The 21980-nt window shown below is 67.4% G+C and carries 23 protein-coding genes; 16 read left to right on the forward strand and 7 right to left on the reverse strand.

Features of this window, described 5'->3' with window-relative positions; translation table 11 throughout:
* The first annotated feature begins 108 nt into the window (after nucleotides 1-108).
* The 7 genes from ybeY (at nucleotide 109) to K7711_RS18230 (ending at nucleotide 4933) form a co-directional block, all read left to right on the forward strand.
* On the forward strand, nucleotides 109-663 hold the full coding sequence (ybeY, locus tag K7711_RS18200) for an rRNA maturation RNase YbeY (protein ID WP_040820476.1): 555 nt from the start codon (nucleotides 109-111) through the stop codon (nucleotides 661-663).
* Between the two features lie 145 nt (nucleotides 664-808).
* Nucleotides 809-2113 carry a hemolysin family protein gene (locus tag K7711_RS18205; protein ID WP_222970598.1) on the forward strand — a complete coding sequence of 435 codons (1305 nt, stop codon included), beginning with the start codon at nucleotides 809-811 and terminating at the stop codon, nucleotides 2111-2113.
* On the forward strand, nucleotides 2106-2471 hold the full coding sequence (locus K7711_RS18210; RefSeq protein WP_040820481.1) for a cytidine deaminase-like protein: 366 nt from the start codon (nucleotides 2106-2108) through the stop codon (nucleotides 2469-2471). Before K7711_RS18205 ends, K7711_RS18210 begins: the two co-directional genes overlap by 8 nt.
* Nucleotides 2468-3394: a GTPase Era gene (gene era / locus K7711_RS18215; protein ID WP_222970599.1), complete on the forward strand. Its 927-nt coding sequence runs from the start codon at nucleotides 2468-2470 to the stop codon at nucleotides 3392-3394. The genes K7711_RS18210 and era overlap by 4 nt, the downstream gene beginning before the upstream one ends.
* A 98-nt stretch (nucleotides 3395-3492) precedes the next feature.
* Nucleotides 3493-3906: a hypothetical protein gene (locus K7711_RS18220; protein ID WP_222970600.1), complete on the forward strand. Its 414-nt coding sequence runs from the start codon at nucleotides 3493-3495 to the stop codon at nucleotides 3904-3906.
* Nucleotides 3907-3976: 70 nt separating this feature from the next.
* Nucleotides 3977-4750, forward strand: coding sequence for a DNA repair protein RecO (gene recO, locus K7711_RS18225; protein WP_040820755.1), 774 nt, complete (start codon nucleotides 3977-3979; stop codon nucleotides 4748-4750).
* A gap of 30 nt (nucleotides 4751-4780) precedes the next feature.
* Entirely contained in the window at nucleotides 4781-4933 is a 153-nt protein-coding gene (locus K7711_RS18230; RefSeq protein WP_222970601.1) for a YlcI/YnfO family protein, read from the forward strand.
* 10 nt (nucleotides 4934-4943) lie between these two features.
* Here K7711_RS18230 and K7711_RS18235 read toward each other — a convergent pair whose 3' ends face one another.
* The 5 genes from K7711_RS18235 to K7711_RS18255 all read right to left on the reverse strand — a co-directional run bounded on the left by K7711_RS18235 (nucleotide 4944) and on the right by K7711_RS18255 (nucleotide 10680).
* Entirely contained in the window at nucleotides 4944-5807 is an 864-nt protein-coding gene (locus K7711_RS18235) for a carbohydrate ABC transporter permease (RefSeq protein ID WP_222970602.1), read from the reverse strand.
* Nucleotides 5804-6736, reverse strand: coding sequence for a carbohydrate ABC transporter permease (locus K7711_RS18240; RefSeq protein ID WP_222970603.1), 933 nt, complete (start codon nucleotides 6734-6736; stop codon nucleotides 5804-5806). The genes K7711_RS18235 and K7711_RS18240 overlap by 4 nt, the downstream gene beginning before the upstream one ends.
* Complete coding sequence (locus tag K7711_RS18245; protein ID WP_222970604.1) at nucleotides 6733-8043, reverse strand: ABC transporter substrate-binding protein; 1311 nt, start codon at nucleotides 8041-8043, stop codon at nucleotides 6733-6735. Before K7711_RS18245 ends, K7711_RS18240 begins: the two co-directional genes overlap by 4 nt.
* Nucleotides 8044-8176: 133 nt before the next feature.
* Complete coding sequence (locus K7711_RS18250) at nucleotides 8177-9406, reverse strand: cytochrome P450 family protein (RefSeq protein WP_222970605.1); 1230 nt, start codon at nucleotides 9404-9406, stop codon at nucleotides 8177-8179.
* Nucleotides 9407-9417: 11 nt separating this feature from the next.
* Complete coding sequence (locus tag K7711_RS18255; RefSeq protein WP_222970606.1) at nucleotides 9418-10680, reverse strand: cytochrome P450; 1263 nt, start codon at nucleotides 10678-10680, stop codon at nucleotides 9418-9420.
* Between the two features lie 453 nt (nucleotides 10681-11133).
* On the opposite strand from K7711_RS18255, the gene K7711_RS18260 reads away from it, so the two are divergent.
* The 3 genes from K7711_RS18260 to K7711_RS18270 all read left to right on the forward strand — a co-directional run bounded on the left by K7711_RS18260 (nucleotide 11134) and on the right by K7711_RS18270 (nucleotide 14586).
* On the forward strand, nucleotides 11134-13281 hold the full coding sequence (locus K7711_RS18260) for a phosphocholine-specific phospholipase C (protein WP_222970607.1): 2148 nt from the start codon (nucleotides 11134-11136) through the stop codon (nucleotides 13279-13281).
* A gap of 91 nt (nucleotides 13282-13372) precedes the next feature.
* Nucleotides 13373-14176, forward strand: a complete 804-nt coding sequence (locus K7711_RS18265) for an isoprenyl transferase (protein WP_222970608.1) — start codon at nucleotides 13373-13375, stop codon at nucleotides 14174-14176.
* Nucleotides 14173-14586: a hypothetical protein gene (locus tag K7711_RS18270; RefSeq protein WP_222970609.1), complete on the forward strand. Its 414-nt coding sequence runs from the start codon at nucleotides 14173-14175 to the stop codon at nucleotides 14584-14586. The genes K7711_RS18265 and K7711_RS18270 overlap by 4 nt, the downstream gene beginning before the upstream one ends.
* Nucleotides 14587-14603: 17 nt before the next feature.
* On the opposite strand, the gene K7711_RS18275 is transcribed toward K7711_RS18270, so the two are convergent.
* Nucleotides 14604-15029, reverse strand: a complete 426-nt coding sequence (locus K7711_RS18275; protein ID WP_308014810.1) for a Fur family transcriptional regulator — start codon at nucleotides 15027-15029, stop codon at nucleotides 14604-14606.
* A gap of 3 nt (nucleotides 15030-15032) precedes the next feature.
* Entirely contained in the window at nucleotides 15033-15449 is a 417-nt protein-coding gene (locus K7711_RS18280; RefSeq protein WP_235747366.1) for an ArsR/SmtB family transcription factor, read from the reverse strand.
* Nucleotides 15450-15737: 288 nt separating this feature from the next.
* Here K7711_RS18280 and K7711_RS18285 point away from each other — a divergent pair, with 288 nt between their 5' ends.
* From K7711_RS18285 to K7711_RS18310, 6 genes are all read left to right on the forward strand, one after another.
* Nucleotides 15738-17129, forward strand: coding sequence for a glycine--tRNA ligase (locus K7711_RS18285; RefSeq protein WP_222970610.1), 1392 nt, complete (start codon nucleotides 15738-15740; stop codon nucleotides 17127-17129).
* Nucleotides 17130-17223: 94 nt separating this feature from the next.
* Nucleotides 17224-18144 carry an NADP-dependent oxidoreductase gene (locus K7711_RS18290; RefSeq protein ID WP_222970611.1) on the forward strand — a complete coding sequence of 307 codons (921 nt, stop codon included), beginning with the start codon at nucleotides 17224-17226 and terminating at the stop codon, nucleotides 18142-18144.
* An 83-nt stretch (nucleotides 18145-18227) separates the two neighbouring features.
* A complete protein-coding gene (locus tag K7711_RS18295; RefSeq protein WP_222970612.1) occupies nucleotides 18228-19163 on the forward strand; it encodes an ABC transporter ATP-binding protein in 936 nt (311 codons plus the stop codon).
* Between the two features lies 1 nt (nucleotide 19164).
* Entirely contained in the window at nucleotides 19165-19953 is a 789-nt protein-coding gene (locus K7711_RS18300; protein WP_222970613.1) for an ABC transporter permease, read from the forward strand.
* A gap of 85 nt (nucleotides 19954-20038) precedes the next feature.
* Nucleotides 20039-21253 carry a sensor histidine kinase gene (locus K7711_RS18305; protein ID WP_235747367.1) on the forward strand — a complete coding sequence of 405 codons (1215 nt, stop codon included), beginning with the start codon at nucleotides 20039-20041 and terminating at the stop codon, nucleotides 21251-21253.
* 82 nt (nucleotides 21254-21335) lie between these two features.
* Nucleotides 21336-21941 carry a response regulator transcription factor gene (locus K7711_RS18310; protein ID WP_040820762.1) on the forward strand — a complete coding sequence of 202 codons (606 nt, stop codon included), beginning with the start codon at nucleotides 21336-21338 and terminating at the stop codon, nucleotides 21939-21941.
* Nucleotides 21942-21980: the final 39 nt, after the last annotated feature.

Raw genomic sequence — 21980 nt, forward strand, 5'->3', positions numbered from 1 at the left:
AGGGTTCGGTGGCGTGCCGCGCCAGGTTCGTCGGCAGGCGCATCGGCCGACTGAGCAGCGGCGGCGCAGTGCGCGGACGCCGGGCGCCGGTGGCTTAAGCTGTGCGGCGTGAGTATCGAGATCGCCAACGAATCGGGGATGGACGTTCCCGAGGAAGATCTGGTCAGCGTCGCACGTTTCGCGATCGGCCGTATGGACGTGCATCCGGCGGCCGAGCTGTCGATGGTGCTGGTCGATCTCAACACCATGGCCGATCTGCATATGCGCTGGATGGATCTGCCGGGCCCGACCGACGTGATGTCCTTCCCGATGGACGAACTCGAACCGGGCGGTCGCCCCGACGGCGCCGAGCCTGGCCCGTCCATGCTCGGTGACATCGTGCTGTGCCCCGAATTCGCCGCGGCCCAGGCGGCCAAGGCCGGGCATTCGCTGGACCACGAGCTCGCGCTGCTGACCGTGCACGGCGTCCTGCATCTGCTCGGCTACGACCACGCCGAGCCGGAGGAGGAGAAGGAGATGTTCGGCCTGCAGAACACCCTGCTGGCCGAATGGTACGAGAGCCTGCGCGAGGCCCAGCGCCGCGCCGACCTCGCCGAACGCGACCGCAAACTCCTGGGCAAAACTGGTTTCGGCGATGCGGGCGATCCACTGGACCCGGCATGAACGGTCAGGCCCGGAGGCGGCAGCGGAGCGTCACCACGCAGGGCCCCGTTCATGCCGTTGACAGGCACAGCATGAACGGTCAGGCCCGGAGGCGGCAGCGGAGCGTCACCACGCAGGGCCCGGCTCATGCCGCCGGGACAGCACCGTGAACACACTGATCCTGCTGCCGCTGGCGATTGCGCTGGTTCCGGTGGGCGGGGTGTTCGCGGCGCTGGATGCGGCGCTGGTCACCGTATCGCCCGCGCGGGTGGAGGATCTGGTTCGCGCGGATCGGGGCGGGGCGCGGCGGCTGGCTCGGATCGTCGCCGAACGTCCCCGCTATGTGAATCTGATGGTGCTGTTGCGGCTGGTCTGCGAGATCACCGCGACGGTGCTGCTGGCCGCGGCGCTGCTGAACACGCTGGGCACCGGCTGGGCGCTGGTGGTGACCGCGGTGGTCATGGTGCTGGTGGACTATCTGGTGATCGGCGTCGGGCCGCGCACGCTCGGACGTCAGCACGCGTATTCGATAACGCTCACCGCCGCACTGCCCCTGCAGGCGATCGGCGCACTGCTGGGCCCGCTGAGCCGGCTGCTCATCGCGGTCGGCAACGCGATCACCCCCGGTCGCGGATTTCGCAACGGCCCCTTCGCTTCCGAGGTCGAACTGCGCGAGGTCGTGGACATGGCGCAGAAGAGCGGTGTGGTGGATTCGGACGAGCGCCGGATGATCCAGTCGGTCTTCGAACTCGGTGACACCTCGGCGCGCGCGGTGATGGTGCCGCGCACCGAGATGGTGTGGATCGAGGCGGACAAGTCCGCGGCGCAGGCGACCTCGCTGGCGGTGCGTTCTGGACATTCGCGCATTCCGGTGATCGGTGAGAACGTCGATGACATTCTCGGCGTCGTCTATCTGAAAGATCTTGTGCCGTACGGGGATCGCAGCCGCAAGGTGGCGGTGCGCGAGGTGATGCGACCGGCGGTGTTCATCCCGGATTCCAAACCGCTGGACGCGCTGCTGGACGAGATGCAGCGGCGCCGTAATCATATGGCGCTGCTGGTCGACGAATACGGTGGTATCGCGGGTCTGGTTACCATCGAGGACGTCCTCGAGGAGATCGTCGGGGAGATCGCCGACGAGTACGACACCGACGAGATCGCACCCGTGGAACAGCTCGGCAACGGCAAATTCCGTGTCTCGACCCGGCTTTCGATCGAAGACCTGGGCGAGCTGTTCGGCATGGAGATCGACGAGGAGGACGTCGACACCGTCGGCGGTCTGCTCGCGCACGCGCTCGGGCGCGTGCCGCTGCCCGGATCCAAGGGCGTCATCCACGGCCTGCAACTGCGGGGTGAGGGCGGCGCGGACGGGCGGGGCCGGATGCGGGTGCACACCGTGGTGGTGCGGCGGGCGCCGGAGAAGAAACACGATCGCGAACCCGGATACGAGGATGGAGACAGCAATGAGTGACACTGCGCCGCAGGCCGGTGGTTTGGATCCCGAGGACGAGAAGCTGCTGGTGCTCGCGCGCGGCGCGATGGGACGCACCGGCGGCAGCAGCGGCGCGGCGGTCCGCGACACCGACGGCCGCACCTACGCCGCGGGCGCGGTGGAGCTGCGGGCGTTGACGCTCACCGCGCTGCAGGCCGCGGTGGCCGCGGCGATCTCCAGTGGCGCAGAGGGATTCGAGGCGGCGGTGGTGATCGGCGCTTCGTTCCACGATGCCGGAATCTCGGCGGTGCGCGAGATCTCGTCGTCGGGGAAGATCATCTTCGCCGATCGGAACGGCGCGGTCTACGACACCGTGGGCGCCGAGGCAACCCAATGAGCGATGCCGAATTCCGTTCCGGCTTCGTCTGTTTCGTGGGGCGGCCGAATACCGGCAAGTCCACGCTCACCAATGCGATGGTGGGACAGAAGATCGCGATCACCTCGTCGCGGCCGCAGACCACCCGGCACACCATTCGCGGCATCGTGCATCGCGAGCACGCGCAGCTGATCCTGGTCGACACCCCGGGCCTGCACCGGCCGCGCACGCTGCTCGGTCAGCGCCTCAACGACCTCGTGCGCGACACCTACTCCGAGGTCGACGTGATCGCGCTGTGCATTCCGGCCGACGAGAAGGTCGGTCCCGGCGACCGCTGGATCCTGACCCAGATCCGGCAGATGGCTCCGAAGACGACGCTGCTGGGCGTGGTCACCAAGATCGACAAGGTGGGGCGGGACCAGGTCGCCCAGCAGTTGGTCGCGGTGTCCGAACTGCTCGGCCCCGAGGCCGACGTGGTGCCGGTATCGGCGGCGAAGGGGGAGCAGGTCGAGGTCCTCGTCGACGTCATCGCCTCGAAGATGCCCGAGGGTCCGGCGTTCTATCCGGACGGCGAGTTGACCGATGAGCCCGAGGAAACCCTGATGGCCGAGCTGATCCGCGAGGCCGCGCTCGAGGGCGTACGCGACGAGCTCCCGCATTCGCTGGCGGTGGTGATCGAAGAGGTGCTGCCGCGCGAAGGGTATGAGGGACAGGATGATTCGTCCTCGGAGATGCTCGACGTGCACGCCCTGCTCTATGTCGAACGGCCGAGTCAGAAGGCGATCGTGATCGGTAAGGGCGGCGCGCGGCTCAAGGAGGTCGGCACGAACGCCCGCAAACAGATCGAACACATCCTCGGCACGCGCATCTATCTGCATCTGCACGTGAAGGTGGCCAAGGACTGGCAGCGCGACCCGAAACAGCTCGGCAAGCTCGGCTTCTGAGTCCCGGAGTCACAGTGTGATCTCGGTCGGACGGTATTTCCGCAGGTGGCGCAAAAGGGCCGATGCGTGCGGTGCCGGACGCACCTACGATCGGCGAGGTGAAGTGGATGTCCCGGGCGTTCGGTTCGAAAGAGCTGCCGCCCCAACTGCGTTCGGATATGGAATGGGAGGGGATCGTGGTGTTCGGTCCCGTGGACGGATCGGTGGCACGACGCAGTTATCGGACTCCGTTGCACTACGCCTCCTCGAGCTGGGAGAACATCGGGCAGGGGACCGTCGCGATGAGTCGGCGGCGGTTCGTCGTGTGGGGTAACCGGGAGGCGCTGATCGACGTCCCGCTCGGTCATCCGGCGATATCGATGGAACTGCAAGGGCCCGAACGCATGTTGATCGAGGCGGACGACCACGAGATCGATCGCACCCGCCGCGGTTGGACCACCCTGCTGTTGCGCACGATTCACGCCCCGCGCATCGCCCAGGTCTACGGCGAGAGCGTGTATCGCCCGGTCTGACCGGGGGCCGATGCCGCCGGATGTGCGTGGCTCGGCGTGCCGCGTTGTCGCGGCGTGGGAGGATGGGACCGTGCAGTTGTACCGGGACCAGGCGATCGTGGTTCGCCAGCACAAGCTGGGGGAGGCCGATCGCATCGTCACGCTGCTCACGCGTCAGCACGGGCTGGTGCGGGCGGTGGCGAAGGGGGCGCGTCGCACCCGATCCAAATTCGGGGCGCGGCTCGAGCCGTTCGCCTATGTCGACGTGCAGTTGTATCCCGGACGCAATCTCGACACCGTCACCCAGGTACACACCGTGGAGGCGTTCGCCTCCGCCATCGTCGCCGACTACGGCCGCTACACCGCCGCGTGCGCGGTCCTCGAGACGGCCGAACGCCTGGCCGGTGAGGAGCGCGCACCCGCACCCCGACTGCATACCCTGACCGCGGGCGCGTTGCGCGCGATCGCCGCCGCGCAGCGGCCGCAGGAGTTGATCCTGGATGCATTCCTGTTGCGCGCCATGGGTTTCGCGGGCTGGGCTCCGGCCCTGGACGAATGCGCCCGCTGCGCGACCCCCGGCCCGCACCGCGCCTTCCACGTCGCCGCGGGCGGTGCGGTCTGCGTGCACTGCCGCCCGCCCGGTTCGGCCACGCCGTCGGTGGGCGTGCTCGAGTTGATGAGCGCGCTGTATCGCGGCGAATGGTCCGGCATCGAAGCCGTCCCCGAGAACATCCGCCGCCAGTCCAGCGGTCTCACCGCCGCCCACCTGCAATGGCACCTCGAACGCCAGCTCCGCACCCTGCCCCTGATCGAACGCACCCGCCCGCACGACACACCCGCGGAATCGGCCACCCGAGCGGGCTGATGCTGGTACCACAGTGGCACCAATCAGGGTGTGATCCGGCTGACCGAGCAGAACGAGAACAGGCTCCGCGACTATGCCCGCACCGAGGGGCAGTCCATGAATGCGATCGTGAATGCGGCTGTATCCGAGTACATCGACGACGTACGTGCTATCGCCGAGGCCTTGCGAGGTTTGGCGGAGTAGGGGCCGCCTGCTAGCGCCCCGCGAGGCCCGAGGTGGCGATGCCGCGGACGAAGGCTTTCTGGGCGAACGCGTAGATGACGATCATGGGCAGCAGCATCAGGATCGAGGCGGCCATCAGGACCGGCCAGTGCGAGGTGTACTGGCCCTGCATCCAGACCAGGCCCAGGTTGAGGGTGGAGATGCTGGTGCGCTGGATCATCACCAGCGGCCACAGGAAATCGTTCCAGACCGTCACCCAGGTCAGCACCGCGAGCACCATCACCGCCGGACGTGCGTGCGGCAGCAGGACCCGCCAGTAGGTCTGCCAGATCGTGCAGCCGTCCAGGATCGCGGCTTCCTCGAGTTCGGCGGGCAGGGTCAGGAAGAACTGCCGCATCAGGAAGGTGCCGAACGCGCTGCCGAACAGACCGGGCACGATCATCGCCCACGGCGTGTCCACCCAGCCGAAGGTGCGCATGAGGATGAACTGCGGGATAACGGTGACCGTCAGCGGCACCATCAGCGTGGCCAGATAGGCCAGGAACAGCGTGTCACGGCCCCTGAACGGCAGGCGTGCGAACGCGTATCCGGCCAGTGAGCAGAAGAACACCTGACCCGCGGTGACGCAGCCGGCGTAGATCACCGTGTTCAGGAACATCCGGCCGAACGGCACGTACTCGAACACGGTGTGATAGTTGGACCACTGCGGATGCGGCGGAATCAGCGAATTGGTCAGCTGCCCTTGCTTTTTCAGCGATCCGGACAGCGCCCACAGAATCGGGAACAGCGCACACCACGCCATCACCACCAGAACGACGTACGCCAGCAGCCCGCGCACGCTGCGCCGGGCGATGACGCGCTGATATCCGGGGGACAGCGGAGCGGGTCCGGTCATCGCTCGTCCTTTCGTCCCATCCGCAGCTGCAGATAGGTGAGTACCAGCAGGATCGCGAACAGCACCCACGCCAGCGCCGAGGCGTAGCCCAGGTCGTCGAATTGGAAGGCGTTCTGGAACAACATGATTCCGAAGATGTAGGTGCCCGACTCCGGTCCGCCCGCACCGCCCGGAGGGCCGCCGGTCAGCACGTACGCCTGATCGAAGGCCTGGAACGAGTTGATGATCGAGATCACGAAGACGAAGCCCAGTGCGGGCCGGATCAGCGGCACGGTGATCGACAGGAAGCGCCGGAACCCGCCCGCGCCATCGATCCGCGCGGCCTCGTGCAGATCCTCCGGCACCCCCTGCATCGCGGCCAGCAGCACCGCCGCGGCGAACGGGACGCTCTTCCAGACGCTGACCACGCACAGCGAGACCATCGCCCAGTGCGGATCGATCAGCCACGGCACCGGACTGATGCCGAACCAGCCCAGGATCACGTTGAGAATGCCGGTGTCCGCGTCGAACATGTAGTGCCACACCACGGCCATCGCCGCGATCGAGGACACCAGTGGCAGGAACATCACACTGCGGAAGAACCCGATCCCCTTGACCTTGGCATTGAGCGCCGCGGCCACGGCCAGACTGATCACCATCGTCGGGACCAGCGTGGCGACGGTGAAGATCACGGTGTTGACCAGCGCGACATAGAACATCCGGTCGCCGGTGAACAGCCGCCGATAGTTCGAGATCCCGACGAATCGTGGGGCGTGGAACAGATCCCACTTCTCGAAGCTCAGGTACAGCGAGAACAGCAGCGGGATCAGCATGAAGATCAGCACCGCGAGCAGATTCGGCACGATGAACCGTCGTCCGGCCGCGGACTTCGTGCGGGTCAGTGCCGATTGTGGTCGTGGCGGTGCGGGTTTCTCGTCGATCGCCGTCATTCCGAACTCCTGAGCAGATCTTCGATATGCCTGGTCACGTCTCCCTTGAAGTAGGTGGCCGGAGCCGCGCCGCGCAGGATGTGATCCGCCGCGCGATGGTAGGCGTCATCGATCCGGGCCCAATTCGGCGTGACCGGAATGGGATTCGAGTTCGACGGCCCGCCGGTCAGCACCTCCAGATTTCGGATCTTGCTGTGCGCCTTGGCGAAATCCTCCGAGTGCAGGGCCGATTTCAGCGCCGGAACGAACAGACCGGACTTGGCCACGGCCTGTTGCCCCTCCGGGCCGGTCGCGAATTTCACGAATTCCCAGGCCAATTCCTTGCGGGGACTCGTAGCCGAGATGGCCAGCCCGGTGGTGCCGATATCGGACTTCGCACCGTGCCCGTGCGGGCCGACCGGCAGCACGGTGACGTCGAAATCCAGGTCGGACACCGCGAGCATCGCGCTGTATTGCCAGTGGCCCGTCAGCACCATCGCGGCTTTGCCCTGGGAGAACAGTTCGATCGAGGGCAGCGCCTCCGAATCGCTCGAACGCGGTGCGACACCGTATTTCCCCGACAGGTCGGCGTAGAACTGGAAGCCCTCGATGAACTCGTCGCCGTCGATTCCGGTGCGCTGCGGATCGGTGGGCGGGACGAACCACTCGCCGCCGTTGTTCATGCCGAAGATCGCCGCCGAGTAGCGCGGGACCGGCCAGGCGTCGACGAATCCCCACTGCGTGGCCTTCCCCGAGGAGTCGCGCTTGGTCAGCGCGCGGGCCGCGGCCAGGAATTCCTCGAAGGTCCAGGCGTCCTCCCAGCGGCCCGGCGGCGGCTGCACGCCGGCCTCCTCGAAGAGTTTCCTGTTGTAGTACAGGAAGATTCCCGCCCATTGCTCGGGCAGAACGTACTGCCCGCCCCGGTAGCGGAACATCTCGTAGAGCGCCGGTTCGCCGTCGGCGCGCAGGCGGGCCGCATAGGCCGGATCGGCATCGAGGAAGGAGTCGAGGTTCTCCAGGATGCCCAGTTCGACCATGTGCGAATAGGATTCCCACTGCATCACCACGTCCGGGCATTTGCCGCCCGCGGCGTAGGTGAGGATCTGCTGGTTCGGATCGGGCCCGGACATCTGCACCTGGACCTTGATCTCCGGGTACAACGTGGTGAATGCCTCGATGATCTGCATCCGCACCGTGGCCTCGTCGGGTGCGGCCTGGAAGAAGAAGGTCAGTGCGTCGGAACTCGATCCGCAGCCCGCCAGGCTCGGCACGGCCAGAGCCGCACCCGCCAAGGCGCCACTACGGAGCAGATCACGCCGGTTGAGCATCAGCGCCCTCCCGAATCAGACTGGGACGAACCGACGCTCACGGTAACCGATCTCACGCGCCACGAGGGTGAGATTTGGGGTATGGGACCGAAACGGGGACGCCGCGGACGCGACGTCCCCGGAGGCGACAGACCTATCGTGCAGGTTGCAGGACTACCGGCAACTCCACGTGCCCGTTCGAGATGAAACTACCCAGCTTCGCCAATGTGCTTGGCTCCGTGGCGAATTGCATCTCCGGGAATTGCGCGAACAGCGCGGGCAGCGCGACCGTGGCCTCCATCCGGGCCAGCGGGGCGCCGATGCAGTGATGCGCGCCGTGACCGAAGGCCAGATGCTGATCCTTGGTGGAGCGCAGCGGATCGAACTCGTCGGCGGTGTCGCCGTGCACCTTCGGATCGCGGTTGGCCGCGGCATACGAGGCGAGGATGGCTTCGCCCTTGGGAATCGAGATGCCGTCGATCTCGATGTCCTCCACCGCATAACGCAGCGGCATATGGGCGACGGGAGCCTCGTAACGCAGCATCTCCTCGACGACGTCGGCCCAGGAGATCCGGTCGGCGAGTACGTCCTCGCGCAGTTGCGGCCGGGTCAGCACGGCGTGGATCGACTGATCGATCAGATTCAGCGTGGTCTCGTGGCCCGCGTTGACGACCAGCATCAGCGTGTCCACGAGCTCCTTGTCCGTGAGCCGGGACCCGTCCTCCTGCTGGGTGTCGATCAGTACCGAGGTGATGTCGTCGCCCGGATTCTGCTTGCGGTAGGCGACGAGTTCGCCGACGAGCCGGGCCATTTCGAGATAGTTGGCCATCGACTCCTCGGGGGTGAGCGAGCCGTCGAAGAATCCGTCGACACACTTGTGGATGTCGGCGTCCAGATGTTCGGGCACACCCAGCAGCTGGCTGATCACCCGGATCGGGACCGGGTAGGCGTAACCGGCACGCAGATCCACGGCCTCGCCGGGCGGGGTGGCGGCGAGGGTGTCCAGCAGATCCCGGGTGATCGCCTCGATGCGCGGACGCATGGCCTGGGTGCGGCGATTGGTGAACGCGGGGGAGACCAGGGTGCGCAGCCGCCGGTGCTCGGTGCCGTACGCGGTGAACATGTTCTCCGCGATCACCCACGGCAGCAGCGGCCACGACTCGGTGATATCGCCGTTGATGAATGCCGACCAGTGCCGCCGGGGATCCTTCGACACCCGGGAATCGGCCAGCAGGGTGCGCAGCAGCGTGGCATCGGTCACCGACCAGGCCGGCACACCGCCGGGCAACTCGACCAGGGTCACCGGACCACGGGCGCGAATCCGGGCGGATTCGCCTTGGATATCGACGCCGCTGGTATCCAGAACGATCGGTTCGTGCACCATCAACGGACTCCTTACATCACATTCAACGCGGGAGACTTCGGGAAGACGACCGGCAACGCTGCCATCGCCCGGTGGAAAGGTCCTGGCCGCCAGGATAATTCGTCCTTCCGGACAGCCAGGCGTAGTTCGGGAATCGCGTCCAGCAGTTGATCGATGGCGTCCTGTACGACCAGGTAGGCCACCGAGCGGGCCGGGCAGGCGTGCGGTCCGGCGCTCCACGCCAGATGCGACCGGTTGCCGGTGCGGTCACCACCGGCGATGGCGGGATCGTTGTTGCATCCGGCCAGACTGATCACCACCGGCTGATGTGCGGGCAGCCAGGTGCTGTCGATCAGGATCGGCTGGCGCGGATAGGTGATGGAGAAGTTCGCCATCGGCGGGTCGTTGAACAACACCTCGTCCAGCGCGTCGCGGGTGGAGGTGGCCCCGCCGAGGAACCCGCCGCCGAAACGGTCGTCGGTGAGCATCAGCAGCAAGGTGTTGGTGATCAGATTCGTCTGCGGTTCGATGGCCGCGCCGTAGAAGCTGATCAGGTTGTAGAGCATCTCCTCGTCGTTCAGCCCGGCCGGGTGGTGCGCCAGACGGGAGGTGACGTCGTCGCCCGGTTCCGCGCGACGCAGCGCGATGAGTTCCATCATGGCCTCGGCCGTGTGCTGCATACCCCAGGCGGCGTTCTCGGTGTCGAACAGCGCGGCCATTCCGGTGGCGATGCGCTGGCCGATGTCCGGCGAGCAGCCCACCATCTGGTTCAGCGCCTCGAAGACCAGCGGGAACGCGTACTCGGCCTGCAGATCCGCCGAACCCTTCTCGCAGAAGGTGTTGATCAGCGGGATGGCGATCCGCTCGATCGTGGAATGCAGTGCGTGCAGGTCGATTCCGTCGATGGCGGCCACATAGGCCTGCCGGTAGCGGCTGTGCACCGTGCCGGCGTTGCGCAGCGCGTTGGGGTACCACTGCATCATCGGACGCACCGGACAGTCCTCCGGCACGGTGTCCTGCCAATGGCGCGGGTCGGCCGGGAAGTGCTCGGGATCGTTGAGGATCCGCAGGGCCGTGCGGTATCCGACGACGAGCGTCGCGGGAACACCCGGAGACAACTCGATCGGCACCAGCGAACCGTATTCGCGTCGCATCCACCGGTACATCTTGTGCGGGTCCGCCGCGAATTCCGGTGTGTCCAGCAGGATTCGGGGCTCGTTCGAGTCGTGGGGCGATCCGTGCTGGACGGGACAGATTCCGGGCGTGGCCGTGCCGGACGGCGGAGGCATGCTCATAGGGGACTCCAGACGGTCGAACGAGAATACGGTCGAGGCGGGCGACTACGTCGGGACCATCTACCTCATAACCGTTGCAGGACAACGGGTTTCGGTAATGGCGGTCCGATGGACCGGGACAATCGACCGAAACCCGACGACCGTGCCAGATTAGCAGTACTGGTCGGAATGGTTTGCAGATCGCAGGCCACTTTTCGGCGGTGGCGCCCGGAGATCGACGGAACATCCGGCGCGCGCCACCGGCCGTGGCCGACCACGCCGCTGTGACCTGCGGGAAACGGGAGCCCGAACAGCCGGTGTCCTCGTTCACCGGACCGGTGGGCCGAATTCATCGGGGCGGTCGGCCGCGAGTAACCGGCAGTCCCTTTTCGCTTGCGATCCTGTCGTCATCCGGAGCCACCCGAAGTATCGGCGAGGACTTCTCGTCCACCGAATGTGTGGGGAGTCAGGCGGATGAACCGAACGTCCGGAACAACGCGTCGCACCGTACTGGGCGGCATGATGGGTGCGGCGGGAATCGCCGGGGTGGGCGCACTGCCCGGCCGCACGGCACGCGCGTCGGGCGCGCCGCGCCGGGGCAGTCTGGCCGACGTCCGGCACGTGGTGATCCTCATGCAGGAGAACCGCTCCTTCGATCATTACTTCGGCACCATGGCCGGGGTCCGGGGCTTCGGCGATCCCACCGCACTGCGCTCGTCCGCCGGACGTACCGCCGCGGGCGGGGCGGGTGCGCGATTCGCGGGCCGTGACGTCGGCAGCGCGCTGTCGGGTCCGGCGCCGAAACATCCGGGGACGGTGCTGGCCCAGCCCGATACCGGCAGCGGCGTCGGCTACCGGCTGCCGTTCCGGATCGATACCCGTGCGGTGGACGGCCAGGACATGTCGGATCTGAAACACGACTGGGCCTCGACCCATCGAGCCTGGGCGGGCGGCGCCTACGACGGGTGGGTGGCGGCCAAATCGGCCATGACGATGGGTTACTTCACCGAGGCCGACATCCCGTTCCATCGCGCCCTGGCCGGTGCGTTCACGCTGTGTGACCACTACTTCTGCTCGATCCAGGGCCCGACGACGCCGAATCGGCTCTATCACTGGACCGGGACCATCGACCCCGAGGGACGCCGAGGCGGGCCCGCGACCGACAATCCGCCCGACTACCGGCCGGTCTTCGACTGGACGACCTATCCCGAGCGGCTGGAGAAAGCGGGGGTGTCCTGGCAGGTCTATGCCGACGATGTCGCCGGTGACACCGACGAGATGTTCCTGGGCGATTTCGGCGACAATCCGCTGTGGTTGTTCCGGGCGTACCACGAGGCGCTGAACTCCGCCGATCCCGCGGTGCGGCGGCTCGCCGAGCGGGCCAATGTCACCGGCAGCTGGCCGCTGGCCACCGACGAGAACGGCAAGAGTGTCGATCACGTGCTGCGGCAATTCATCTCGGCCTGCCGGACGCATTCCCTGCCGCAGGTCTCCTGGATCGTCGCGCCGCAGGGGTACAGCGAACATCCCGCGGCGCGGCCGGTGGACGGTGCGGCCTACATCCAGCGGGTGCTGCAGGCGCTCTGGGCGGATCCGGAGCTGTGGCGCTCGACGGTGCTGCTGATCAATTTCGACGAGAACGACGGACTGTTCGATCATCTGGTGCCGCCGACCGCCCCGCCCGGGACGCCGGGGGAGCAACTGCCGCTCACTCAGACCGGCACGGGTGTTGCGGTATCCGCCGACCCGCACGGTGCGCTGACGCCGATCGGGCTGGGGCCGCGGGTGCCGATGATCGTGGTCTCGCCGTGGAGCCGTGGGGGATGGGTCGATTCGCAGGTGTTCGATCACACCTCGGTGCTGCGTTTCCTCGAGCAGTGGACCGGGGTGCGCGAGCCCAATATCTCGCAGTGGCGGCGCGCGGTCTGCGGAGATCTGCTCAGCTGCTTCGACTTCGAGAATCCCGATACCAGCATCCCGTCGCTGCCGGATGCGAAAGCCCTGCGCACCCAGGCGGATCGGACGCAGTCGAAGCTGCCCGCACCCTCGCCTCCGGCGAAACAGTCGGTGCCGCATCAGGATCCGGGATCGGTGAAGGCGCGGGCGCTGCCCTATCAGCCGATCGTGTGGGCCGAGGTGAGCGCGGCGAGCCTCACGGTGCACCTGGCCAACCAGGGGCGGGCGGCGATCGCGTTCCAGGCGTACGCCTTTCGGCCCGAGGGCGGTGCGCAGGTGAGTCAGATCGTCGTCGAGGGCGGCGCGGCGACGTCGCGGGAGATCGCCTGGTCCGGGAACTACGACGTCGAGGTATACGCGCCGAACGGATTCCGGTTCTCGGCCGCCGGTGGCTCCGAGGGGATCGGGGTCGTCGCGTCGGCGGCGTTGCAGGGTACGGCGCAGGAGCCCGTCCTGGTGGTGAGCGTCCGGAATAGGACCCCGGCGGAGGTCGTGTTCCTCGCCGATGGGGTGCGCATCACCGTCCTGCCGGGCGCGACGCACGACCTGGCTGTCCCGGCTTCGGACGGTTGGTACGACCTCACCCTGACCGGCGCCGGGCCCGCCGCCTGGTCCCGCCGGTTCACCGGCCATCTGGAGAACGGCCGCCCCAGCCGGACCTGGTGAGCGCGGCGATCCGGCGCACCGAGCGCAGCGGGAGATCTGGAAATTCCCCAGGCGTTCGGAACCCTCGGGAGCTATCGGGCAGGATGGGGGCGTGATCGGTAATCGCACCCAGAACGCTGACGCACCGTCCACCCGCACGATTCGTCCGCCGTCGCCGCATCCCTCGGGGGCCCGGCCACCGGAGATCCCGGCCGAATTCGTGCCCCGCCACGTGGCGCTGGTGATGGACGGCAATGGCCGCTGGGCGCAGGATCGCGGCCTGCCGCGCACCGCGGGCCACGAGCGCGGCGAGGCGGTGCTGATGGACACCGTCGAGGGTTGTATCGAGATCGGCGTGAAATGGCTGTCGGCCTACGCCTTCTCGACCGAGAACTGGCGGCGCAGCCCCGAGGAGGTGCGCTTCCTGATGGGGTTCAACCGCGACGTGATCCGCCGTCGTCGTGACGAGATGCACGAGATGGGTGTGCGGGTGCGCTGGGCCGGGCGGCGGCCGCGGTTGTGGCGCAGCGTGATCAAGGAACTCGAGGTCGCGCAGGAGCTCACGAAGGACAACACGGTGATGACCCTGACGATGTGCGTCAACTACGGGGGGCGCGCCGAAATCGTCGATGCGGCAAGGGAGATCGCGCGTCGCGCGGCCGCGGGTGAACTGGATCCGGAGCGGATCAGCGAGGCGAGTTTCGGCAAGTACCTGGACGAACCCGATATGCCGGACGTGGACCTGTTCCTGCGGCCCTCGGGTGAGCTGCGCAGTTCGAATTTCCTGATCTGGCAGTCGGCCTACGCCGAATTCGTCTATCAGAACACGCTTTTCCCGGATTTCGACCGCCGCGACCTGTGGGCAGCCTGCCTGGACTACGCCAAGCGCGACCGCCGGTTCGGTGGCGTCAAATGAGCGAGGACACCACCGACACCACCTCGGACCTCGAAGCGCGAGCCGGGGCCTGCCTGGCGCACTACGGCAGCGTCGACGTTCGCGTCGAGGAGAAGGCCCTGGGTTTCGAATACGAGGGCGCGCTGTGCTCGCTGCGTGCGGTGAATCTGGCTCCCGGCCTGGACGTACTCACCCTCACCGCGGTGCTGGCCTGGGATCGACCGTTCAAGCCTCAACTGCACAAGCGCGTCGCCGAACGCAACAACGCCCTGCAATTCGGCTCGCTGACGGTGATCGGCCACGAGAAGTTGGCCGACGTCATCCTGCGTTACACCTTCCCGGCCGCGGGCCTGGGTGACGAGGCTCTGGCGACGATGTTGCTACTGGTCCTGTCCGGCGCGAGCCGGGCCAGGCAGGGGCTGGTGCCCTGACCGGCCGACGCGCAGCATCAGCGTCCGGCCGCCGCGCATTCGCAGCAGGTGCCGAAGACCTCCATGGTGTGGCTGATATCGGTGAAGCCGTGCTGGCGGGCGACCGTCTGGGCCCAGGTTTCCACGGTCGGGCCCTCGACCTCCACGGTGCGGCCGCAGTGTCGGCACACCAGGTGGTGGTGGTGCCCCTGGGAGCACTGCCGGTACACCGATTCGCCTGTGTCCGTGCGTAATACGTCGACCACGCCCGCGTCGGCCAGCGACTGCAGGGTGCGGTAGACGGTGGTCAGGCCGATGCCCTCACCGCGGCGCCGTAATTCGTCGTGCAGGTCCTGTGCGGACCGGAACTCTTCGGTATCACTCAGCAGCGCCGCGATGGCGCTGCGCTGGCGGGTACTGCGAACTCCGACGATCTTGTCTGCTGTGCCCGTCTTGTCCGGCACGGATCACCCTTCCTCGGCATGTGCGACCGCATCGACGACGATGCGGGCGAGATGGTCGTCCACCAGTTCGTAGATCACTTCACGGCCGGTGCGCTCGCCGCGCACCACCCCCGCCGACTTGAGAATGCGCAGATGCTGGCTCACCAGCGGCTGCGTCACCCCCAGGGTATCGACCAGCTCGTGCACGCAGCGGGGGGACTCACGCAGTTGCAGCACGATGGCGATCCGTACCGGCGCGGCCAGCGCGCGCAGCAGCTCACCGGCACTGTCCAGCACCGGCCGCGTGGGCACTGCGGGCGCGAGCGGCGCGCGATACGGAAACGGGTCGTGCGGGATCGGGGTGGGCGCTTCCACCGCAACGCGGCTGCGACGTGCGGGGACACCACCCTCGCGCGATGGGGCACCACTGTCGGCGGTCATCGAATCCAACTCCTTATCGGAAACCGATGCCATTATTAGTATGCACACGTGCGCATGTCAATGCCGCCTCTCCGGAACTTCAGCGTGTCGTTGGGTGCGGGGAGGCTTGCGTGTCGGGGCGGGGGCCGAGTAGCCAGTTCCTTTTCGGGCGTTCCCGGGGAGTTACCCATGTGTGAGCGAGATCAGTCGTTGCGTCGGAGCACACATACTGCTTGGACCGTTGTCGGGTGCGCCCGATACTCTGGGGCGAATCAGTCCCATCACCAGTGCAGAGGGAGAGCTCCAGTCGTGGCACCCAAGTCGAAGGTCGACACCGTCGCCAATCTCGCCAAGCGGCGGGGCCTGGTCTACCCGAGCGGTGAGATCTACGGAGGTACCCGCTCGGCGTGGGACTACGGGCCGCTGGGCGTGGAGCTCAAGGAGAACATCAAGAAGCAGTGGTGGCGGGCCATGGTCACCGGCCGCGACGACGTGGTCGGCCTGGACTCCTCGATCATCCTGCCGCGTCAGGTGTGGGTCGCCTCGGGCCACGTCACCGTGTTCAACGATCCGCTGGTGGAATGCCTGAACTGCCACAAGCGGCACCGGCAGGACCACCTGCAGGAGGCGTACGCCGAGAAGCACAAGATCGACGACCCGGACAGCGTGTCGATGGAGCTCGTCGGGTGCCCGGACTGCGGCACCGTCGGCAAGTGGACCGAGCCGCGCGACTTCAACATGATGCTCAAGACCTACCTCGGCCCGATCGAGTCCGAAGAGGGCCTGCACTACCTGCGGCCCGAGACCGCGCAGGGCATCTTCGTCAACTACAAGAACATCGAGACCACCGCGCGCAAGAAGCCACCGTTCGGCATCGCGCAGATCGGCAAGAGCTTCCGCAACGAGATCACCCCGGGTAACTTCATCTTCCGCACCCGCGAGTTCGAGCAGATGGAGATGGAGTTCTTCGTCAAGCCCGGCGAGGACGAGCAGTGGCACCAGTACTGGATCGACACGCGCCTGGCCTGGTACACCGACCTGGGCATCGACCCGGAGAATCTGCGGCTGTTCGAACACCCGAAGGACAAGCTCTCGCACTACTCGACCCGCACGGTCGACATCGAGTACCGCTTCCACTTCCAGGGCAGCGAGTGGGGTGAGCTCGAGGGCGTGGCCAACCGCACCGACTTCGACCTCAAGACGCATTCGGAGCACTCGGGCACCGATCTGAGCTTCTACGACCAGAATTCGGGCGAGCGCTACATCCCGTACGTGATCGAGCCCGCGGCCGGTCTGACCCGCTCGCTGATGGCCTTCCTGATCGATGCCTACACCGAGGACGAGGCGCCCAATGCCAAGGGCGTCATGGAGAAGCGCACCGTCCTGCGGCTGGATCGTCGTCTGGCCCCGGTGAAGGTGGCCGTACTTCCGCTCTCGCGCAACGCGGATCTGTCGCCGAAGGCGAAAGACCTTGCCGCACAACTGCGTAAGAACTGGAACATCGATTTCGACGATGCCGGGGCGATCGGCCGCCGTTACCGTCGGCAGGACGAGATCGGCACGCCGTTCTGTATCACCGTCGACTTCGACACGCTCGAGGATCAGGCGGTCACCGTGCGTGAGCGTGATTCGATGGCGCAGGAGCGTGTCGCCCTGGACAAGGTCGAGGGTTATCTGGCTCAGCGTCTGATCGGAGCCTGAGCGTCCGATCGGACCCGAGCCGGCGGCCCGGAAATATTCGGGCCGGGAGGTGCTGTTCGGTTACGTCGTAGACGTCGCAGACAGGAGATGCACCATGGCGCAGGCAGTCAGGTTCGATCGTTACGGGGATGCCGACGTACTGAACGTGGTCGAGGTGCCGGATCCGGTGGCGGGTCCGGGCCAGGTCGTCGTTCAGGTGGTCGCAGCGGGAATCAACCCCGGCGAGAGCAAGATTCGCAACGGCTCGCTGCACGAATTCTGGCCCGCGAAGTTCCCGTCCGGGCAGGGCAGTGACCTCGCCGGACGGGTGGTCGCGGTCGGCGAGGGCGTGAGCGCGGTCGCGGTCGGCGACGAGGTGCTCGGCTTCACCAACGAGCGTGCGAGCCAGGCGACGCGGGTGGTCGTGCCGGTGGAGCAGATCGGGCCCAAACCCGCCGAATTGTCGTGGGACGTGGCCGGATCGCTGTTCGTGGCCGGGACGACCGCCTTCGCTGCGGTACGTTCGGTGAGTCCGGAGACCGGTGACACCGTAGTCGTGTCCGGTGCGGCAGGTGGCGTGGGTTCGCTTGCGGTGCAACTGCTTCGGGCTCGGGACGTCACGGTGATCGGGATCGCCGGGGTCGGTAACCACGAGTGGTTGCGGTCGCTGGGCGTGATCCCGGTGGCCTACGGCGAAGGGCTGGCGGACCGGATCCGGGCCGCCGCGCCCGACGGTGTGGATGCGTTCATCGATCTCTACGGGCCGGACTACGTCGAGCTGGCGATCGAACTGGGCGTGCGGCCGGATCGCATCGACACGATCGCCGATTTCGCCGCCGTGGCCAAGTACGGGGTCAAGGCCGAGGGCAACGGTGCGGCCGACACCATCGACGTGCTGTCCGAACTCGCCGATCTCGTCGTCGCGGGGACTCTGCGGGTGTCCGTCGCGGCGGTCTATCCGCTCGCCGATGTGCGCGCCGCCTACACCGAGCTCGAGCGCGGGCACACCCACGGGAAGATCGTCCTGCATCCCTGAACGGTCGAACCATGACAGGTGTCATGGGGGAGTCGTGACGGACGGCGGAGGCGCCGCGGTCTCGCGCGCCGCAGACTCGAACCATGACAACGGCACTCACCTCCGGTTCGGCGCACCGGACCGCCGCCGTCCCGGCGATCGAGATTCGCGGACTGCGCAAGACATTTCGCACCTCCGCCGGACCGGTCCGCGCGGTCGACGGGCTCGATCTGGTCGTCGCACCGGGTGAGGTCGTGGCCTTCCTCGGGCCGAACGGCGCGGGCAAGTCCACCACCATCGATATGCTGCTGGGCCTGCTGCGCCCCGACGAGGGACGGATCGGCGTCTTCGGCGGCACACCCGATCAGGCCATCGCGGCGGGCCGGATCTCCGCGGTCCTGCAGACCGGCGGGCTGCTGCCGGACCTGACCGTCGCGGACACCGTGCGACTGGTCGCGAGTCTGCACAGCCATCCACGTCCGGTCACCGAGGTCCTGGTGCGCGCGGGCATCGACGGCATCGCCGGTCGGATGGTGGGCAAATGCTCCGGCGGCCAGCAGCAGCGCCTGCGATTCGCGTTGGCGCTGCTGCCGGATCCGGATCTGCTGGTCCTCGACGAGCCGACCGCGGGTATGGACGTGGAGGGGCGTCGCCAGTTCTGGAACGCCATCCGCGCCGATGCCCGCGGCGGCCGCACGGTCGTGTTCGCCACCCACTATCTCGACGAGGCCGACGCCTACGCCGATCGGATCGTGTTGGTGCGCAACGGAACCGTCGTCGCCGACGGCAGCGCGTCGGCGATCAAGAACCTCGCCGCCGGGCGCGTCGTGTCCGCCACCCTGCCCGACGCCGATCAGGCCAGGCTGCTGGCCATTTCCGGCGTCGAGCAGGTGGAACAGCGCGGTGATCGAATCCTGGTGCACGCCAAGGACTCCGATGCCGTCGCGCGTTATCTGATCACCGCCACCACGGCCGTCGATCTGGAGATCACCGGCCACAACCTCGAGGACGCCTTCCTCGCTCTCACCGGAGACCACTGATATGAGCACCCTCGCCCTCGGAAATGGCCTGCCCGCCGGTCGAATTCGCCGCGGTGGCGGCTTCAGCCGGGGATTCTTCGTCCTGGAGTTGCGTCGCATGCTGCGCAATCGGCGCACGATGATGATCGCGCTGATCGTGCCGCCGCTGGTGTTCCTGTCGTACGGGACCCAATCCGGATTCCGCAGTCAGGTATACGGTTCCGGGAACATGACCGCCTACGCGATGGTGTCGATGGCGCTCTACGGCGCGATGTTGTGCACCACCAGCGGCGGTGCGACGGTCGCGGTGGAGCGCGCGTCGGGCTGGAGCCGCCAGTTGCGCCTGACCCCGCTGCGTCCGGTTCTCTACATCGCGACCAAGATCATGCTCGCCATGTTGCTCGGATTCTGTTCCGCCGCAGTGGTGTTCATCCTCGGCGCGGTGCTCGGCGCACGTCTGCCGGTGCTGGCCTGGGTGAGCTGCTTCCTGATCGTCTGGGCCGGATCGCTCATCTTCGCCGCGCTCGGACTGTTCCTGGGCTATCTGCTGCCCGCGAGCAGCATCATGCAGATCCTGGGCCTGCTGCTGGCCGTCCTGGGTTTCGCGGGCGGACTGTTCTTCCCGCTGCACGGCTGGATCGGCGACGTCTCGCGGGTGTTCCCGACCAACGGCGTGGCCACCCTCGCCCGCATCCCGTTCGGCGGCTCGACCGGCCTGGACATCGCCCTGGCCGTGTTGAACGTCCTGTTCTGGGCGGTGGCGTTCACCGTCGGCTCGACGATCCTGTTCCGCCGCGACACCGCCCGATGAGCATGGTCCGGCCGGGAACCACCGGCGCATCCGTCACGCCCGGGGCCGCGGTTCGCCCGAGTGTGGCGAGGATGGGTTAGCGTCCATGGATGATCCGATGCGCGGGGGTGGGACAGGGTTGCCGATGCCGGTGAGGGCGTGGTTCGCCGCGGTGCTGCGGCCGATATCCGGCGTCCTGGATCGTCTGGCGGGCGTCGGCACGCCCGATGTGTCCCCGGTTCGCCGTGGCTGGTTCGGCGCGGTGATGGCGACGGTGTGGTTGTTCGGGCTGTTCGCGCCGATCACGCAGCGCTGGGGTGAGGGACAGCACCTGCGGGCGGGTATCGCGGGGGTCTGCGTGATCGTGTTCGGTGCGGTGGTCGCGTTGTCGTTCATGCTGTTCCCGCAGCCGGGGTGGGACGGCGGGCTGCTGATCCGCACCGTGGATCGGCGGGCCTGGCTGATCCTCGGTGTGCTGGGTGTGCTGAGCGCCGCGACGTTGCTCCTGCTGGGCGGTCCCGGCATCGCCACCCTGACCTACCTGGCGACGATGTCCATATTCCTGCTGCCCTCGCGCGAATCCGCGCGCTTCGTCTTCACCTACGCGATCCTCATGCTGGTCGTGCCGATGATGGTGCCCTCCTGGCGTTTCGGCGGCGTTCCGTTCTATCTCGCCGCCATCCCGGTCCTGATCTGGGGCGGGCGAGAGATCGGAATTCGCCGTCGGCGCACGGTCGAACTGGAGCGGCGCCAGCGCGCCGAGATGGCCATCATGGAGGACCGCAACCGGGTGGCCCGCGACGTGCACGACATCCTCGGGCATTCGCTGACGGTGATCACGGTGAAAACCGAACTGGCACTTCGCATGATCGATCTCGATCCGGAACGCGCGAGGGCCGAGATGTCCGATGTGGAACGGCTCGCGCGCGAGGCGCTGGCCGGTGTGCGCGATACGGTCGGCGGACTGCGCGAGGTCTCGTTGGCCGGTGAGCTCGCCAACGTCCGAACGGCCCTGGGGGCGGCTGGAATCGAGGCGGAACTGCCCGACGGCGACTTCGGTGACTACCGGCCGATCTTCGGCTGGGTGTTGCGCGAGGCGGTGACCAACGTCGTGCGGCACAGCGCCGCCTCGCGCTGCACGGTGCGGGTGAGCCCGTCGCGCATCGAGGTGATCGACGACGGCACCGGACTGCGTCGGAACGCCGAATTCGGTTCGGGTCTGGCGGGATTGCGCGAACGGGTCCGTGCGGAGGGCGGTGCGCTCACCCTCGCCGCGGCCCCCGGCGGCGGGCTGCGGGTGTCCGCCGACTTCCCGGAATGAGCACCGTGCGAACGGATCACGGTACGCACCCCACAGGACCGGAAGGAGATCTGCCGATGCGCGGTGAACGGAGGTGGCCGCGGTGATCCGTCTGCTGCTGGCCGACGATCAGGCCCTGGTGCGAGGTGCGCTCGCGGCGCTGCTCGGGCTGGAATCCGATCTCGAGGTGGTCGCCGAGGTCGGCCGTGGTGACGAGGTGCTCGAAGCGGTCGAGCGCAGCTCGCCCGACGTGGTGCTGCTGGATGTGGAAATGCCCGGGGCGGACGGGATTTCGGTGGCCGCGCAGCTGCACGCGAGCCGTCCGGAGGTGCGGATCCTGATGGTCACGACTTTCGGCCGCCCCGGATATCTGCGCCGCGCGATCGATGCGGGTGCGAGCGGATTCGTCGTGAAGGACACGCCCGCAAGAGAATTGGCGGATGCGGTGCGCCGGGTCCATCTCGGTCTGCGAGTGGTGGATCCCGCACTGGCCACCGAAACCCTCACCTCGGGCACCTCACCCCTGACCGCTCGCGAACGCGAGGTGCTGGCCGCCGCGGTCGACGGGTCCACCGCTGGCGCGATCGCCGCCCGACTGCACCTGTCCGAAGGCACGGTCCGCAATCACCTGTCCGCGGCCATCGGCAAGACCGGCACCCGCACTCGCGCCGAGGCGATCCGGGCCGCCGAACGGCAGGGCTGGTTGTAATGCCAGGGCTGGTTGTAGCGCGGGCGACCGGCGTAGGTT

The sequence above is a fragment of the Nocardia coffeae genome (assembly GCF_019890715.1).
GTDB lineage: Bacteria > Actinomycetota > Actinomycetes > Mycobacteriales > Mycobacteriaceae > Nocardia > Nocardia jiangxiensis.

Coding starts and splice junctions, on each gene's coding strand:
- era (WP_222970599.1), top strand. CDS start 2,468: ATGAGCGATGCCGAATTCCGTTCCGGCTTCGTCTGTTTCGTGGGGCGG.
- K7711_RS18240 (WP_222970603.1), bottom strand. CDS start 6,736: ATGACGGCGATCGACGAGAAACCCGCACCGCCACGACCACAATCGGCA.
- K7711_RS18295 (WP_222970612.1), top strand. CDS start 18,228: ATGACAACGGCACTCACCTCCGGTTCGGCGCACCGGACCGCCGCCGTC.
- K7711_RS18270 (WP_222970609.1), top strand. CDS start 14,173: ATGAGCGAGGACACCACCGACACCACCTCGGACCTCGAAGCGCGAGCC.
- K7711_RS18300 (WP_222970613.1), top strand. CDS start 19,165: ATGAGCACCCTCGCCCTCGGAAATGGCCTGCCCGCCGGTCGAATTCGC.
- K7711_RS18250 (WP_222970605.1), bottom strand. CDS start 9,406: ATGGTGCACGAACCGATCGTTCTGGATACCAGCGGCGTCGATATCCAA.
- K7711_RS18260 (WP_222970607.1), top strand. CDS start 11,134: ATGAACCGAACGTCCGGAACAACGCGTCGCACCGTACTGGGCGGCATG.
- K7711_RS18245 (WP_222970604.1), bottom strand. CDS start 8,043: ATGCTCAACCGGCGTGATCTGCTCCGTAGTGGCGCCTTGGCGGGTGCG.
- K7711_RS18255 (WP_222970606.1), bottom strand. CDS start 10,680: ATGAGCATGCCTCCGCCGTCCGGCACGGCCACGCCCGGAATCTGTCCC.
- K7711_RS18280 (WP_235747366.1), bottom strand. CDS start 15,449: ATGACCGCCGACAGTGGTGCCCCATCGCGCGAGGGTGGTGTCCCCGCA.
- K7711_RS18210 (WP_040820481.1), top strand. CDS start 2,106: ATGAGTGACACTGCGCCGCAGGCCGGTGGTTTGGATCCCGAGGACGAG.
- K7711_RS18235 (WP_222970602.1), bottom strand. CDS start 5,807: ATGACCGGACCCGCTCCGCTGTCCCCCGGATATCAGCGCGTCATCGCC.
- K7711_RS18305 (WP_235747367.1), top strand. CDS start 20,039: ATGGATGATCCGATGCGCGGGGGTGGGACAGGGTTGCCGATGCCGGTG.
- K7711_RS18290 (WP_222970611.1), top strand. CDS start 17,224: ATGGCGCAGGCAGTCAGGTTCGATCGTTACGGGGATGCCGACGTACTG.